This window comes from Acidobacteriota bacterium (genome assembly GCA_016712445.1).
Lineage (GTDB): Bacteria > Pseudomonadota > Alphaproteobacteria > Caulobacterales > Hyphomonadaceae > Hyphomonas.
Map to the genome: position 1 here is coordinate 158,243 of JADJRB010000001.1, position 14,806 is coordinate 173,048.

The window sequence follows — 14,806 nt, forward strand, 5'->3', positions numbered from 1 at the left end:
TCAAGGCAGGTCTCAATAGGCGACCAGAATATCGGCCGAAGACAAGGGCCGCATCTCGACGGCGCCCGTCCAGCCGTTCACCTGCGGCACCACCAGCTCGCGGGCGGGCGGGGCCGGATAGGCGCTGTAGCCCGGCACAGCGTAGACCGGACGGCCCCAGGCATCGCGCGGCCCGCACCAGGCATAAGGCGCACACGGATTGCCATACGCGGTCGGCGGATATGAAGCAGCCGGCGGCAGCACCACCACTTCATAGCCCGCATACGGATCAAACGGCGGATCGCAGACCTGCGCCAGCGCCGGCGCTGCGCCGAACGACGTGATGAAAAGCGAAGCAAGGACGGTGCGGACTTTCATGTTCAGTCTCCTGAGGGTCGGTAAGGCAGCCCCACGCTGCCCTTTAACTATTTCGGCGCAAGGCCGCCGGAAAACGGTTCACGCTGCGCGCCGTATTGTGCGTCCCAGACCGACCAGGCGTCGAAATTCGTGACCGTGAACACGCAGGTCTCCGGGTATTGCAGCGTGGCATCGGCCGAGGCGAGCCAGCGGGCGACCTGGTCGCGCACGTAGGCGCTTTCGCTGGCCCGGTCGATGAACTGCTGCCCGTCCATGTTGAACGCCGTGTAGATATCTGCATCAGCGAAGTACCAGCCCATATAGGTGTTCACGGCGCGCTCGAAGTCGGCTGCGAGTTCCGGGACGCTCGCGCGGTCGGTCCACCTGTTCGTACACGGCGCATCGGAGGCCAGCGGACCGCGCGTTGAGGCCGCGCGCCAGACTTCCATCAGCGCATCGGCGTTCGGGATATTAGGCGGCGAGTAAATCTGCGCATTGTAGCCATACCGTGGCTCCATCAGCCAGGCGAGGGCGCGGTAGCGCGCATGGTCTTCGGCGCTGCCTTCAAAGCGCCCCTTTGCCACCGCGTCCCGGTAGGCCTGCTGCTGCGCCGGATCTGCAAGAAAGTAGACAGCCATCCGGTCCATCAATTCCCCAAACCTTTCGTCCATGCGGACATAGGCCCGCGCCGTTTCGGCCGGATAGCGGATCGGCCCATAGCTGGCATGGAAATCATCCAGCATCTTTTCCTGCACCGCCGCAGTTCGGGCGAGAATGTCGTCCATGTCGACATCGCCCGCATCCGGCGGCCCAGCCATTGCCGGCAGCACGCTCGCGGCAAGGATCGTCCCTGCACAGAGCAGTTTCAGCATCTTCGTAATCGTCATGGCTTTCTCCATCGGTGCGGCGCAGTCCCGGCCGCCACTTTCCTAGGCGGGCTTGCGAGGCAAACCGGGTCATCCGCTTGCGGATATTCCGGCAAAATGAAAGGCGCCGCCCCCTTCCGGAAGCGGCGCCCGCGCGGTCCCCTCGCGCAATCCGGTTCAGCTTAGCGCTGCAGCGGATACCAGTTACCCGAACCGTTCGGGTCAGCCATCCAGTAGTTGCCCGACTGGTCGACGTAGTAGCTGTTGCCCTGGTAGGAGTTGTAGGTGTCGTAGCCCCAGGTGTGCGGCAGCGTCTGGCCGTTGCCGTAGCCGTAGTAGGTCGAGTTGCCCATCAGGCCGTTGCCGGCCTCGGTCATGTTGTTCGAGAAGCCGCCGGTATAGGCGCCGTAGGCGTTGTTGTAGTTGGTCACCGCGCCCTGGTAGCCCGCCCAGGCATTCTTCTCCTTGTTCACGATGTCGTTCGAGGTGTTGTAGTAGCCCTGCACGTTCTGGAACCCGCCGGTAGCGGCGTAGTTGTAGGCGAACTGTTCCAGCGAGCCGCTGAACTGGCCGGAGGCGACCGACTGGTTGTACATCGCGATCACCTGCGGGTTCTGCATGTTCTGCGAGATGATGTCGTTCAGGCCGGACTGCATCTGGTAGTTCTGGCCGGCGGCCCAGTTATTGTAGGCGCCGGTGATGTCCATCTGGGTGAAGTCCTGCGCGGAAGCTGCGCCTGCGGCAGCCATCAGAGCGGCAGCGGCGGCGAAGAGGCGAAGCGTTTTCATGGTTCGGTTCCTTTGGTCTGGGCGGATCATCCCGCTTGCCTTCACCGGCGCGGACCCGAAGGAAAACGGTTCAGGAAATCGCGCATTTTTTCGATCTCATCCATAATTCCAATAAAATCAGCATCTTGATAGCGTCGTTCCCCTGCCACGCGCAGCCGCTTGCATTCGCCGCCGCCTGTGGCACCAATCGGCTTCGCGGCACACGAGGCGCGGGGACCCATGAGCGATGAACCGGAACTGGCCATCTCGGCCCTGTCCAGCCGTGACCGCGACCGCCTGCTCGCCGAAGTGTATGACGAGCTGCGCATCCTTGCCCGCAAGATCCTCGCCGGCGACCGGGCGCGCCAGCACATAGCGCCCACCGAACTCGTCCACGGCGCCGCCATCAAGATCATCGGCCAGCGGCAGGTCTCGGCGAAGGAACGCACGCATTTCTTCGCCTACTCCGCGCATATCATGCGCCAGGTCCTCATCGACGAGGTGCGCCGCGAACACGCCGGCAAGCGCGGCGGCCCGAAAGTCACGCTGATCACGGAGATCGCCGAGAACGCGGCGCCCCAGTCGGAAGCGGTTGATGTCGAAGCGATCCACGAAGCGCTCAACAAGCTGGCCGAAGCCGATCCCGCCCTCGCGGCGCTGGTGGAGAAGCGCTACTTCTCCGGCCTGACGCTGGAGGAAATTGCCGAAGCCGAGGGCACCTCACTCTCCACCGTCAAGCGCCAATGGCGTGTCGCGCGCGCCTGGCTGCATGATGCGCTGAAGGCCGGCTAGCGGCAGGCCATGATCCGGCGCATCTCGGCGATCTGGTCGAGGTCATTGTGCCGGTCGAAATCCGAAAGGCCCCACTTCGCCTCCACCGCGTCCCAGGCCGCCTGCGCCTCCGCCGCCGCCTTGCAGCCCGCAGCCTTGCCGCGTGCATCGAACATCATTTCCGCGCGCCCGCGCATCGGCACCGCCACGCGCCTGTAGGCGTCGCCGTCTTCCGGATGCGCCGCGGCGAAAGCGCGGTAGCCTTCGAGCTGCCGCTCCACGATCGCGAGCGCTTCTTCCGGCCGGCCATTCGACTTGAGCATCAGCGCAATCTGGCCCTCGGAGATGTCCAGCAGGCGCTGTGCCAACCGGTCGGTCGGGTCCCAGTCGAGCAGGCGGCGGGCGACCGTCAGCGACTCTTCCGCCTCGCGCAGTCCGCCCTGCAGGTCGCCCAGGTCGGCGCGCGTGCTCGACAGCGAATAGTGCGCATAGTGCAGCCCGGTCAGCAGGCGGCGGTTCAGCGGAGCCGCTTTCAGACCGGCGCTGAAAAACTCCGCAGAGCGCGCATAGGCCGCCTGCGAGTCGGTGATGCGCCCGAGATAGTAATTGCTGTCGCCGAGAAGTGCCGCGATCCGGCCGGCCTCATAGTCGAAATCCATGCCCGCGCGCCCGTCCTCGTCGAGGCTGCGGATGCGGGCCTCCTCGGCCTCGCGGATGGCGAGCGCGCCTTCGAGGTCGCCCTGCGTCTGGATCGCATCCGCCACCGTCAGGCGCACACCCAGCAGCAGCGAGTTGATCTGCCCCACGGGCGTCTCACCCGGCGCGGCCAGCGCCGCCAGCACGTCGGGCTCGGCCTTGCGCGCCAGCTCCAGCTGCGCCGCCGTATCCTGCCCCATCGCGCCTTTCAGGACCGCCTGGAAATACAGCGCCCGCCCGCGCGACAGGCGCAGTCCCGCATCCTCCGGCGCCTGCGCCAGCAGCGTGTCCAGCGAGGCGATCGCACGCTCGAGGTTGGCGGCCGCCTGTTCACCCAGCCCGAGGTTTGGCCGGCTGGGCACGCCCTGCACTTCTGCCAGCCGCACGAGCCCCGTGGCCGCCTCGGCCTGCAGCGCGGCATTGTCGCCGGCCGATGCGCCGAGCGTGTCGAGATAGACCTGCGCCTTCTCCGACATCGCCAGCCGCGCCGGGGTCGATCCCGGCACCTGTTCCAGCTGGCTGTTGAGGTCAAAGATCATGAAGCCCGCAAGCGTGCGCAGTTCGGTAAAGCGCTGGTCGGCGTTGCGCCGCGACTCCTCGGCCGCAAGGTAGAGGTGCGTGATGATGCCGAGCGCCGCAAACGTCGCCCCGACCCCGCCCGCAATCGAGGCCAGCACGACCGGCCGGCGCTGCGAGAAACGCTTCGCTAGATAGGCAAACGTGCGCGGCACCGCGCTGACCGCCTGCAGGCCCTGCCAGCGGGCAAGGTCAGCGTCGAACGCCTCGATGCTGCGATAGCGCTTCGCCGGATCAAGCGACAAGGCGGTGGCAAGGATCGCGGCAAGGTCTTCCGGATTGCGGGCCGCGCCCTGGATCACCAGAGGTTCGGCGGGCGCATCGAGGTCCGCCCGTCCCGGATCGGGCCAGGGCAGCCGCCCGGCCAGCAGCTGGTAGAGCGTCACCGCCAGCGAATAGACATCGTCCGCCAGCGTCGCCGGCTGCTTGCGGTTGCGCTCCGGGCTCGCATATGCGCGTGTCACGCCGTCAATCACGTCGGCCGCCACGACTTCCTGCAGCCGCGCGATACCGAAATCGATCAGCTTCGCGCGTCCGCCGGGCGTCACGAGAATGTTCGACGGCTTCACATCGCAGTGGACGATGCGCGACTGGTGCGCATGCGCGAGCGCGCCCGCCACCTGCCGCACCAGCGCCACGCGCGCCTCGACACTGAGCGCCCTTGCCTCGCAATCATCATCCAGCGGCTCACCCGCCACATATTCCATGACCAGGTAGCTCAGCCCGCCGCCCGTCACGCCGCCATCGAGGATGCGGGCAATCGATTCATGATCCATGCGCGCCAGCGCCCGGCGTTCCGCATCGATCAGCGGTCCGAGATCGAACGCCCCCTGCCGCGCACGCATGAACTTGATTGCTACCGTCTGGTCGAACAGCCCGTCGGCCCGGTGCGCGCGGTAGACCGAGCCCATGCCGCCCGCCCCGATCAGCGCGTCCAGCTTGTAGACGCCGATCTCGTCCGGCGGCAGCTCCAGCGGCGGCCCTTCGATCTCGCCGGCCAGCGAGGTGACTTCGCTGTCGGCCTCCATCAGCTCAATCACCCGGCCCAGCAGCTCCGGATCGCCCCCGCACGCCTCCACCAGCCAGTCGAGCCGCGCCTCGTGGTCGAGTTCGAACACGTCGGCAAACAGCTGCAACGCCGTGCGCTCGCGGTCTGGTGTCAGCATCTGTCCCGGGTCCCGGATAGGTCCATGTCCGGCCCTAGGCGTATCCCGCGCGCAAAACGGGTCAAAGCGGATTCGCCCGCCCGGACCTCAGAACAGGGTCGAGACCCCGTTGGCGATGTTGTGCGCGATCACCGGCAGCAGCAGGCTACCGGTCCGCTCGCGCAGCCAGAGCAGCAACAGCGCCGGCCCGCCGGTCATCGCAAACGTCAGGGCGTCGACGTCGATGGCCCCCGCCTCATAGCTGAGCGCATGCGTCAGCCCGAACAGAACCGACGTCAGCAGGCCGCCATAGCCGATGGGCGCGCCGAGCACGTTCAGTTTCGGCCGGAACGCCTCGTTCAAGGCCAGAAGCAGCGTGCCGCGATAGAAGAATTCCTCGTCGAGCCCCGGCATCGTCCACTGGAAGGCGATGGTCTCGGCGTTGTCCGGCACGCCGTCCGCCCCGCTGATCGCCATCCAGAAGAACAGCGCCGCGAGCGCAGCGAACATCAGCAGCGAGCCGCGCCATCGCGGCCCCTGCTCCAGCCGCGCGCCCGACCTCGCCCATCCAAATGCCGGGAGCGACATCACAACGAGCGTGCCCGCAAAAGCCGCCAGCTTGCCCGCCCAGTTCCAGTCCGCATCCGGAAATGGATCCGATATCGTCCAGAACCCGCGCGTCAGCAGGGCCTGATAGGCAAGGTTCATCACCAGTGCGGCGACAAGCCAGTGCGCGCGAAACCCATTACGGAAAACCAGCGCGCCGATCAATCCGAGACCAGCAAGAATGCCGGTCTCGATCAGTGTCCTTACAAATTCGTCCATGCGCACTCCGCCTGCTGCATTGCCCAGATGCAGTCAGGACGGCCTGCGGATGCGGCGCCGCCGAATAAAGTTAGCTCACCCCGCCTTGCGCGTGCTCTCGCCGCCGGCTTCCACCGCCTGCAGCTTTTCCGCCACGAGGAAGGCGAGTTCCAGCGCCTGCTCGCCGTTCAGGCGTGGGTCGCAGTGCGTGTGGTAGCGGCTCGAGAGGTCTTCCTCGGAGATCGCCTGCGCGCCGCCGATACACTCGGTGACGTTCTGGCCGGTCATCTCGAAGTGGACGCCGCCCGGATAGCAGCCTTCCGATGGCAGGATGTCGATGAACTGGCGCACTTCGCTCAGTACACGGTCGACCGGGCGCGTCTTGAAGCCGGTGCCCGTCTTCAGCGTATTGCCGTGCATGGGATCGCACGACCACACGACGGTGCGGCCGGATTTCTTGATCGCGCGCGCCAGCGGCGGCAGGCCCTTGGCCACGCCTTCCGACCCGAAACGCGAGATGAGCGTGATGCGGCCGGGTTCGTCTGCCGGGTTCAGAACATCGATCAGGCGCAGCAGCTCGTCCGTACCCATGCCCGGGCCGCACTTGATGCCGATGGGGTTCTTCACGCCCTTGCAGAAGTTCACATGTGCGTGGTCAACCTGCCGCGTGCGGTGACCAATCCACAGCATGTGCGCCGAGGTGTCGTACCAGTCGCCGCTGGTGGAATCGATGCGCGTCATCGCTTCCTCATAGCCGAGCAGCAGTGCCTCGTGGCTCGTGTAGAATTCCACCTGCGCCATCTGCGGCACGGTTTCGGCGTTGAGCCCCACCGCCTGCATGAAGCGCAGCGAGGCCGAAATCTGGTCCGCCAGTTTCTGGTAGCGTTCGCCCTGCGGCGAGCGGTCGACGAAGCCGAGCATCCAGCGCTGCACGTTGGCAAGGCTCGCATAGCCGCCCTGGCTGAACGCGCGCAGCAGGTTCAGCGTCGCCGCCGACTGCGAATAGGCCTGCACGAGGCGCTCGGGATCCGGAATCCGGCTCTCCGGCGTGAATTCCATGCCGTTGATATTGTCGCCCCGGTAGGAAGGCAGCGTCACCCCGTCGATGGTCTCGGTCGGCTCCGAACGCGGTTTGCCAAACTGGCCCGCAATCCGGCCCACTTTGACCACGGGCTTGGCCGCCGCAAAGGTCAGCACCACCGCCATCTGCAGGATCACGCGGAACGTGTCGCGGATATTGTCCGGGTGGAATTCCTTGAAGCTCTCGGCGCAGTCCCCGCCCTGCAGCAGGAACGCATTGCCGGCGGCCACCTCGGCCAGCCGCGCCTTCAGGCGGCGCGCTTCGCCCGCAAACACCAGCGGCGGATAGCTCCTGAGACGGTTTTCGACAGCCGCCAGCGCGCCCGCATCAGGATAATCCTGCGGGATGTGCAGCGCCGGCAGTTTGCGCCAGTCAGAGGGGGTCCAGGCCATATTATGTGTGCTCCAATCTGCGGGGCATAAATCACATGGCAGGCGGATGCTCAAGTTTCACCATAATTTCACAGCAGAAAGCTGGCCCAGAGGGGGTTCCGGTGCGTAAAAGGCGCTGGGGAATCAAGGGCTCAAGACGGGGACTGATGCGCCATGCCGCATGTCTATATCAGCCATTCGGGCGCCGATCCCGATGCCTTGCTGCAGCTGCACGAGGCGCTGCGCGTTGCGGCTATTGCAGATCGCTACGCTGTGGGCGAGCCTGACCGGGCCGCCGCAGACGCCGAAATCAGCTCCGCCTTCGCTGTCATCGTGCTGGTCTCGGCCGCCGCCGTGCGCTCGAAAACGGTCCGTCAGGACATCGAGACGGCCAAGGCCGTCGGCGTGCCGGTCATCCCCTACCAGATCGACAAGGCCCGCCTCACCGGCTTCTTCAAGACCGAGGTCCAGCCGGCCCTGCGCCTCTCCTCCGCCATGCCGGACGGTCTCGAACAGCTCGTCGCCGAGACGCAGCAGGCCTACCGCAAGAAATGCCCGGTCGTCGCCGTCATGAACCTCAAGGGCGGCGTCGGCAAAACCACCGTCACCGCCCAGCTCTCCGGTGCCTGGCAGGAACAGTTCGGCGGCCGCGTGCTGCTGGTCGATCTCGACCCCCAATACAACCTCACCCAGACCTTCTTCTCGATGGAAGACGCAGATGCCTCCTCTGGCGTCGACCGCTCGGTCATCTCGCTGTTCGAGCGCTCGCGCCTGCACGCGAAGGACGCCGCCTCGCCCGCCGAGAACTGGCTCAGCCTCACCATCGCGCCGTTCACGCCGGCGGCACGCGACAGCTACGTCCACGAAATTCTGGGTACGGACGGCCCGCCCGGCCGGCTCGACCTGATCTCCGGCCAGTTCGAGATTTCTAAATACGCCTTCGCGAATGACCGCGACGCGCTCGCCGCGATCAAGCAGCACTTCCTGCGCTCCATCGATCACTATCGCAGCGAATACGATCTCATCATCTTCGACACGAACCCGAACGCGACCTTCCTGACGCGCTGCGCGCTCGAAGCGGCAGACCGTGTCATCGCGCCGATGCATGCCGACATCTATTCCCTGCGCGGCGTGCGCCTCCTGAACCTCGTCATCAAGGACCAGGTCGAAGCGGGCAAACGCCCCTCGCTCTCGGTGCTCTTCAACGCCGTGAACCGCAACGAGCAGTCGACCTTCGAAGGCGATGCCCGCAACGGCGTCTACGACCAGATCGCGGGCTTCCCGCTGTCGAAACGCCTGATGACGGCCGCCCTGCCGCGCTCGGCCCACTTCGCTGTGAAAGCGCCGCAGGAAGACCAGCCCGCCTGGCGCCAGCTCCTCGCCCATGCCGGTCGCGGCGGCGGCCTCAAAGCCATCCGCGACAGCCTTAAACAGGTTGCGCTGGAACTGAAGACCCTAAGCGAAGGCGGCGGCGAGGCGCACTAGGCCTCACACCACCTCCGGCACCCATTTCGTCCGCATCGTGACGAGTTCTTCCGCCGCCGACGGGTGCAGCGCGCAGGTGCGGTCGAAGTCCTGTTTTGTTGCGCCCATCTTCACGGCAATGCCGGCCATCTGGATCATCTCGGCGGCGTCATCGCCGACGACATGCACGCCCAGCACGCGCTGGTCTGAGGCGCGCACGATGATCTTCATGAAGGTGCGCGTCTGGTCGCCGTTCAGCATGTTCTTCATCGGACGGAACTTCGTCTTGTAGATGTCGATCTCGCCGTGTTCCTTGCGCGCCTGGCTCTCGCTGATGCCGACTGTGCCGACTTCCGGCTGCGAGAACACCGCCGTCGGAATGTCCGCATGGTCCATCTTCCACGGCTTGCCGCCGAACTCCGTGTCGGCAAAGGCATGGCCCTCGCGGATCGCCACCGGCGTCAGGTTCACACGGTCCGTCACGTCGCCGACCGCCCAGATATTCTCGACATTGGTGCGCGACCACTCGTCGACGATCACTTCGCCGCGCTTGCCGGTCTTCACGCCCACCTTGTCGAGGCCGAGCCCGGCCGTGTTCGCCTCGCGCCCAACCGCCATCAGGATCACATCCGCCGTCACGCTGTGGCCGTTCGACATGTGCGCGCAGAGCCCGTCATCGTTCTTTTCGATCCGTTCAAAGACCGTATTGGTGACGACACGCACGCCCGCTTCCTTGAGACCCTCATGCACGGCAATACGCACGTCCTCGTCGAAGCCGCGCAGCACCGTCTCACCGCGATAGACGAGGCTCACCTCGACGCCGAGCCCGGCGAACACGTGCGCGAACTCGACCGCGATATACCCGCCGCCCGCCACCAGCATCCGCTTCGGCAGCGCTTCCATCTCGAACACCTCGTTCGAGCTGATGGTATGCTCGACGCCCGGCAGTTCCTCCGCAGACGGACGCCACGGGCGCCCGCCGACCGCGATCAGGATCTTCGCCGCCGTCACCGTCTTGCCGCTCGTCGTCAGGCGCAGCGTGTGCTTGTCCACGAACTCGGCGCGCTCATGGAACACCTCGGCGCCCGCCGATTTGAGGTTGCGGTCATAGATTGCCGACAGACGGTCGACTTCCGCGTGCAGGCCCATCATGAACTTGCCGTGGTCGTAAGACACGTCTCCGACAGACCATCCGTACCCGGCAGAATGCTCGATATCCTTGCCGTACTTGCTGGTGTACACCATGAACTTCTTCGGCACGCAGCCTCGCACCACGCAGGTGCCGCCCATCCGGTATTCCTCGGCCACGCCCACCCTGGCGCCCGCCTGCGCCGCAATCCGCGCCGCACGCACGCCGCCGGAGCCGCCTCCGATCACGAACAGGTCGAAGTCATGGGCGCGCTCGGTCATGGAATTATCCTTGTGAATTCTGGCCCCTAAATGTGAGGCGCCGGGCCTCAGTATTCAATGATGCGGGCGCCCGTGGCGGTCCCGAAAATCACGGTGCGGGCAATCCCGATGAACAGGCCATGCTCCACCACCCCCGGCGTGCCCGACAGGAAAGCCGCCGCTTTCGGCGGGTCCGGGATCAGGCCGCAATGGCAATCGAGGATATAGTTTCCCCCATCCGTCACCAGCAGGTCCATGCTCTGCTTCGCCCGGCGCAGCTCGACGCGCGGCCGCTCGACGCCGGCCGCCACCAACGCGTCATGCACCTTCTTCGCCGTAATCGTATAGCCGAACTGCGTCACCTCGACCGGCAGCGGAAACGCGCCGATCGCCTGAACATCCTTCGAGGCATCCGCAATCACGACCATGTGATCGGACGCATTGGCGATGATCTTCTCGCGCAGCAGCGCCGCGCCGCCGCCCTTGATCAGTACGCCGCCCGGGCCCGCCTCGTCGGCGCCGTCAACAGTCAGGTGGATCCGGTCCACCTGCTCGAACGGGATCAACGGCACGCCCAGGCTGCGCGCCAGGTCGCGCGTCTGCACGCTCGTCTCGATGCAGCGCACGAGCAGGCCATCAGCGATCTCGTCCACCAGCAGTTCCACGAAGTATTTCGCCGTCGATCCCGTGCCGAGGCCGATGGTCATGCCGTCCTCGACATAGTCCATCGCAGCGGCCGCCGCATTCTGCTTCTCGATGTCGCTCGCCATCCGCGTCAGCCCTTCTTGCCCTTGGAGGCCTTCTCGGCAGCCTTCTTTGTACGGAAGGATTTCGCCCAGCCTTCGCGCGTCATCTGGTGCGCCCGCGCCACGGCCAGTGCGTCGGCCGGCACATCCTTGGTGATGATGCTGCCGGAGCCGACATAGGCCCCGTCGCCGATGCTGACCGGCGCCACCAGCGCCGAGTTCGATCCGATGAAGGCGCCCTCGCCGATGGTCGTCTGATGCTTCAGGTAGCCGTCATAATTGCAGAAGATCGTGCCCGCGCCGATATTGGCGCCCGCCCCGATTGCCCCGTCGCCCAGATAGGCCAGGTGGTTCGCCTTCGCGCCCTCGCCCATCGCCGTATTCTTGGTCTCGACGAAGTTGCCGATCTTCACGCCCGCCGCCAGCACCGTGCCCGGCCGCAGCCGTGCGAACGGGCCGATCTCGCACTCCTCGCCGACCACCGCGCCTTCAAGATGGCTGAACGCCTTCAGCCGCGCCCCTGCCGCCACCCGCACGCCGGGCCCGAACACCACGTTCGGCTCAACGATCACATCGGCGGCGATCTCGGTGTCGTGCGAAAGGAATACGGTCTCCGGCGCCACCATGGTCACGCCCGCCTCCATCAGCGCCTTCCGGCGGCGCGTCTGGAAAATCGCTTCGGCCTCGGCCAGGTCCGCCTTCGAATCGCAGCCGATCAGGTCGTCCTCGGTCGCCGTCACCAGGGCGCAGCGCCCCCCCTCGGCCCGCGCGAGCCCCACCAGGTCGGTCAGGTAATACTCGCCTTTGGCGTTGGCGTTTGTAATTTTTTGCAAGAGCCGGAACATATCCTTGGCGCGACCCGCCATAACCCCTGAGTTGCAGATACGCACCCTGAGCTGCTCCGGCGTCGCCTCGCGCGCCTCGACAATCGCCTCAAGGTCGCCCGCCGCATTGGTGATCAGCCGGCCATACAGCCCCGGATCGGCCGCCTCGAAGCCCAGCACGCCCAGCGCCGCTCCGCCCGCCACACCGGCAAACAGCTCGTCGATGACCGCCGCCGGCACCAGCGGGCTGTCGCCGTAGAGCACGGCCAGTTCGCCGTCGAAGCCGGCCAGCGCCGCCTCGGCGCAGCGCACCGCATGACCGGTCCCCTGCGGCGGATCCTGGAAGGCAATCGCCACATCCGGGTGCGCCGCCTTGAGGTGCGCGATCAGCACCTCCTGCGCCGGGTGCACGACCGCCACGATGCGGCCGCAGCCCGTCTCCCGCGCCAGCGCGACCGACCAGTCCATCATCGGCCGGCCGCCCACGGCATGCATCACTTTCGGCAGGGCCGACTTCATCCGTGTGCCTTTTCCGGCCGCGAGGATCACGGCGGCGCGCTGTTGTGGCGCTTGGGTCAAATGCGGGCTCCCTCTCGCTTTCCGTAGCCCATTCGCCTAGACGAAACCCCGCAACTTGGCGAGGGCGAACCCGGCATGGATGACGCGCAAACCACCGGCTTCGAAGGCTGGACCATCCTGTTCGATCTGGACGGCACGCTGGTCGATACGGCGCCCGACCTGCTCGGCGCACTGAACCATGTCCTCACCGGCCTGTCGCTCCAACCCGTCGACCTTCCCACCATCGCCGAGATGATCGGCCACGGCGCCCGCGCGATGATCGAGACCGGCCTCTGGAGTCAGGGCGCTGTCCTGTCCGCTACAGAAATGGACGCCGCGTTCGAGCGCTTCATCGCCTACTATGTCGATCACATTGCGGTCCATTCGCGCCCGTTCGAAGGCGCGCTCGATGCGCTGGACGTGCTGCGCGAAGCGGGCGCCACGCTTGCGGTCTGCACCAACAAGCGCCAGGACCTGAGCGAAACGCTGATCAGCGCGCTCGGCATGCTGGACTATTTCGACGTGATCTTCGGCGCCGACCGCGCCACCGCCCGCAAGCCCGATGCCGCGCATCCCTTCGAGACGATCACGGCCGCCAGCGGCGATCCGGCCAGGGCGCTGTTTGTCGGCGATAGCCGCACAGACGAAAGGGCAGCCCGGAATGCCGGACTGCCCTTCGTGTTCGTAACGTTCGGCTACGAGGCTGAAACCGTGGAGGCGATAGGCGCTGATGTCTCCATCAGCCACTACAACCAGCTTGTCTCAGCTTTGTCTGACCTGAAAAATCAGGCCGTGGCTTCGCCGCGCGGACGATAGGTCGGGCGGGCCGAGCCGCCTTCACCCAGCGCGCGACGGCGGGGCATGCCGTTGACCATGTTGGAACGCACGTCGGTGCGGGCGCTCCGCATGGCAGGAACGAAACCGGCTTCCACGAGGTCGACATCGACCTCATATCCACGCTCGCTCCAGTACGCATTGATCTTTTCGCGAAGGCGCTTTGCGCCGTCTTCGTCACACCAGTCTTTCACTCTGCTCTCTCCAGGCTTGTTATTAACGCTGGCGGCTTTGCCGCCGTGCCTGTCCTTCTTCAGTTCATACTGCGGACCTTGATTGACCCGTCTTGTATGTCGCGTAGATGACAACGTTTGCAGGTTTTCTCAAGACCTTATTAGGGTGACGCTTTGTTTAGTTTGCAAGATGAACAGTTGTTCATTCTGAACGGTTGTTCATTTTCATGCCTCATTTTGCCTTCACCGCGCAAAAGTCCCGAACCCAGCGGACGCTAGGTCATTTCCGCTCGCGGGGTGCCTTGTCACAAACACGACACGGCCTGTCACGAAATCCCGGGACACTGCCCCGCTTGCATGCACAAATGCATATCTCAAGCACCTAGCTATTACATGCTCCGAAGCGCGCCAGGCACTGATACCGGGGTCAACATGCGCCGAATCGATGGTTTTTTGCTCCGCTTACATCCCCGCTTGACCTGTTCCTGCTTGCCGACTAACCCACCCGCTCGCGGCGGGCGATTAGCTCAGTGGTAGAGCACTGCCTTCACACGGCAGGGGTCGCAGGTTCGAACCCTGCATCGCCCACCATCCTTCGCCGCGTCCAGCTCCCACTCCCTGTAGCGTCCGGGCCGAAGCGCAGTATAAGCCCTCCGATGAAATCGCTGCTCCGCTCGCCCCTCGTTGTTACCGTGCTCGGCTACATCATCTGGGGATGGATGGTGATGGTTGCCCGCACGACGCGCTGGAAGATCGAAGGCGCCGACGCGGCGCGGACGTCGCTGGCCACCCGCGAAACCGGGCTGGTCGTGGCCTGCTGGCACGAGAACATCCTGCTTATCCCGTCGGGCTGGGTGCAGTCGATCCGCGCATGGCCGGAGCGCCGGGCCCGCGCCGCGATGATGGTCTCGCTTTCGCCCGATGGCGCTGCCGTGTCCGACGCTGTGCGCCATCTCGACATCGACGTGGTGCGCGGTTCGGCGTCCAACAAGAAGAAGGCGGCCAAGGACAAGGGCGGCCTGCGCGCCCTCGCCGAGGCGTCGAAGCGGCTGAAGGAGGGCGGGCTGATCTGCATGACGCCCGACGGGCCCCGCGGCCCGCGCCGCATCGCCTCGGCCGGCGCCGTCACCCTCGCCCAGCGGGCCGGCGCGGCGGTGCTGCCCTACGCGGTGATTTCGCGGCCCGCCCACCGGTTCGACTCCTGGGACCGCTTCGTGCTGCCGCTTCCCTTCGCGCGCGGCGCAATCGTGTTCGGCGCCCCCATCGACTGCGACCGGGCGGCTGATGCCGAAGCGCTGCGCGAGGCGTTGCAAACCGGCATGGATACGGCTACGCGCCGGGCCGAAGAACTGGCAGGCTATCCTGCCGGGCGTGATCCTGCGGGAGCCGGCACCTGAATGACGCC

15 protein-coding genes and 1 tRNA gene are annotated in these 14,806 nt (G+C 65.8%); 5 read left to right on the top strand and 11 right to left on the bottom strand.

Translation table 11 applies throughout. The annotated features are described in order from the left end of the window. Positions 1-12: 12 nt before the first annotated feature. From IPK75_00770 to IPK75_00785, 4 genes are all read right to left on the bottom strand, one after another. A complete protein-coding gene (locus IPK75_00770) occupies positions 13-357 on the bottom strand; it encodes a hypothetical protein (protein MBK8196870.1) in 345 nt (114 codons plus the stop codon). 47 nt (positions 358-404) lie between these two features. Beyond that, positions 405-1,223, bottom strand: a complete 819-nt coding sequence (locus tag IPK75_00775; protein MBK8196871.1) for a hypothetical protein — start codon at positions 1,221-1,223, stop codon at positions 405-407. A gap of 161 nt (positions 1,224-1,384) precedes the next feature. Beyond that, entirely contained in the window at positions 1,385-1,990 is a 606-nt protein-coding gene (locus IPK75_00780) for a hypothetical protein (protein ID MBK8196872.1), read from the bottom strand. A gap of 41 nt (positions 1,991-2,031) precedes the next feature. Continuing rightward, positions 2,032-2,211 (bottom strand): hypothetical protein, encoded by a 180-nt coding sequence (locus tag IPK75_00785; protein MBK8196873.1) that lies wholly within the window; start codon positions 2,209-2,211, stop codon positions 2,032-2,034. Between IPK75_00785 and IPK75_00790 the strand changes: the two genes are divergently transcribed. Further along, positions 2,210-2,761, top strand: coding sequence for a sigma-70 family RNA polymerase sigma factor (locus IPK75_00790; GenBank protein MBK8196874.1), 552 nt, complete (start codon positions 2,210-2,212; stop codon positions 2,759-2,761). The genes IPK75_00785 and IPK75_00790 overlap by 2 nt on opposite strands. On the opposite strand, the gene IPK75_00795 is transcribed toward IPK75_00790, so the two are convergent. From IPK75_00795 to IPK75_00805, 3 genes are all read right to left on the bottom strand, one after another. After that, on the bottom strand, positions 2,758-5,178 hold the full coding sequence (locus IPK75_00795) for a serine/threonine protein kinase (protein MBK8196875.1): 2,421 nt from the start codon (positions 5,176-5,178) through the stop codon (positions 2,758-2,760). The two genes, IPK75_00790 and IPK75_00795, sit on opposite strands and share 4 nt — an antisense overlap. Positions 5,179-5,265: 87 nt before the next feature. After that, positions 5,266-5,982 (bottom strand): CPBP family intramembrane metalloprotease, encoded by a 717-nt coding sequence (locus IPK75_00800; protein MBK8196876.1) that lies wholly within the window; start codon positions 5,980-5,982, stop codon positions 5,266-5,268. Between the two features lie 75 nt (positions 5,983-6,057). Then, complete coding sequence (locus IPK75_00805; GenBank protein MBK8196877.1) at positions 6,058-7,434, bottom strand: 3-deoxy-7-phosphoheptulonate synthase class II; 1,377 nt, start codon at positions 7,432-7,434, stop codon at positions 6,058-6,060. Positions 7,435-7,587: 153 nt separating this feature from the next. Between IPK75_00805 and IPK75_00810 the strand changes: the two genes are divergently transcribed. Beyond that, entirely contained in the window at positions 7,588-8,898 is a 1,311-nt protein-coding gene (locus IPK75_00810; protein ID MBK8196878.1) for an AAA family ATPase, read from the top strand. A 3-nt stretch (positions 8,899-8,901) separates the two neighbouring features. On the opposite strand, the gene gor is transcribed toward IPK75_00810, so the two are convergent. The 3 genes from gor to glmU are packed head-to-tail and all read right to left on the bottom strand — an operon-like array spanning position 8,902 to position 12,415. Next, on the bottom strand, positions 8,902-10,287 hold the full coding sequence (gene gor, locus IPK75_00815) for a glutathione-disulfide reductase (GenBank protein ID MBK8196879.1): 1,386 nt from the start codon (positions 10,285-10,287) through the stop codon (positions 8,902-8,904). Between the two features lie 47 nt (positions 10,288-10,334). Continuing rightward, entirely contained in the window at positions 10,335-11,036 is a 702-nt protein-coding gene (rpiA, locus tag IPK75_00820) for a ribose-5-phosphate isomerase RpiA (protein ID MBK8196880.1), read from the bottom strand. Between the two features lie 5 nt (positions 11,037-11,041). After that, on the bottom strand, positions 11,042-12,415 hold the full coding sequence (glmU, locus tag IPK75_00825) for a bifunctional UDP-N-acetylglucosamine diphosphorylase/glucosamine-1-phosphate N-acetyltransferase GlmU (protein MBK8196881.1): 1,374 nt from the start codon (positions 12,413-12,415) through the stop codon (positions 11,042-11,044). A gap of 75 nt (positions 12,416-12,490) precedes the next feature. On the opposite strand from glmU, the gene IPK75_00830 reads away from it, so the two are divergent. Beyond that, complete coding sequence (locus IPK75_00830; protein MBK8196882.1) at positions 12,491-13,210, top strand: HAD-IA family hydrolase; 720 nt, start codon at positions 12,491-12,493, stop codon at positions 13,208-13,210. Here IPK75_00830 and IPK75_00835 read toward each other — a convergent pair. Further along, positions 13,180-13,422 carry a hypothetical protein gene (locus tag IPK75_00835; protein ID MBK8196883.1) on the bottom strand — a complete coding sequence of 81 codons (243 nt, stop codon included), beginning with the start codon at positions 13,420-13,422 and terminating at the stop codon, positions 13,180-13,182. The genes IPK75_00830 and IPK75_00835 overlap by 31 nt on opposite strands. Positions 13,423-13,917: 495 nt before the next feature. Between IPK75_00835 and IPK75_00840 the strand changes: the two genes are divergently transcribed. Together IPK75_00840 and IPK75_00845 are read left to right on the top strand one after the other, a co-directional pair. Beyond that, a tRNA-Val gene (locus IPK75_00840) sits at positions 13,918-13,992 on the top strand. A gap of 65 nt (positions 13,993-14,057) precedes the next feature. Next, entirely contained in the window at positions 14,058-14,798 is a 741-nt protein-coding gene (locus IPK75_00845; GenBank protein ID MBK8196884.1) for a lysophospholipid acyltransferase family protein, read from the top strand. Positions 14,799-14,806 lie beyond the last annotated feature (8 nt).

Coding starts and splice junctions, on each gene's coding strand:
- IPK75_00785 (MBK8196873.1), bottom strand. CDS start 2,211: ATGGGTCCCCGCGCCTCGTGTGCCGCGAAGCCGATTGGTGCCACAGGC.
- IPK75_00800 (MBK8196876.1), bottom strand. CDS start 5,982: ATGGACGAATTTGTAAGGACACTGATCGAGACCGGCATTCTTGCTGGT.
- rpiA (MBK8196880.1), bottom strand. CDS start 11,036: ATGGCGAGCGACATCGAGAAGCAGAATGCGGCGGCCGCTGCGATGGAC.
- IPK75_00775 (MBK8196871.1), bottom strand. CDS start 1,223: ATGACGATTACGAAGATGCTGAAACTGCTCTGTGCAGGGACGATCCTT.
- IPK75_00780 (MBK8196872.1), bottom strand. CDS start 1,990: ATGAAAACGCTTCGCCTCTTCGCCGCCGCTGCCGCTCTGATGGCTGCC.
- IPK75_00810 (MBK8196878.1), top strand. CDS start 7,588: ATGCCGCATGTCTATATCAGCCATTCGGGCGCCGATCCCGATGCCTTG.
- IPK75_00770 (MBK8196870.1), bottom strand. CDS start 357: ATGAAAGTCCGCACCGTCCTTGCTTCGCTTTTCATCACGTCGTTCGGC.
- IPK75_00830 (MBK8196882.1), top strand. CDS start 12,491: ATGGATGACGCGCAAACCACCGGCTTCGAAGGCTGGACCATCCTGTTC.
- IPK75_00845 (MBK8196884.1), top strand. CDS start 14,058: ATGAAATCGCTGCTCCGCTCGCCCCTCGTTGTTACCGTGCTCGGCTAC.
- gor (MBK8196879.1), bottom strand. CDS start 10,287: ATGACCGAGCGCGCCCATGACTTCGACCTGTTCGTGATCGGAGGCGGC.
- IPK75_00790 (MBK8196874.1), top strand. CDS start 2,210: ATGAGCGATGAACCGGAACTGGCCATCTCGGCCCTGTCCAGCCGTGAC.
- IPK75_00795 (MBK8196875.1), bottom strand. CDS start 5,178: ATGCTGACACCAGACCGCGAGCGCACGGCGTTGCAGCTGTTTGCCGAC.
- IPK75_00805 (MBK8196877.1), bottom strand. CDS start 7,434: ATGGCCTGGACCCCCTCTGACTGGCGCAAACTGCCGGCGCTGCACATC.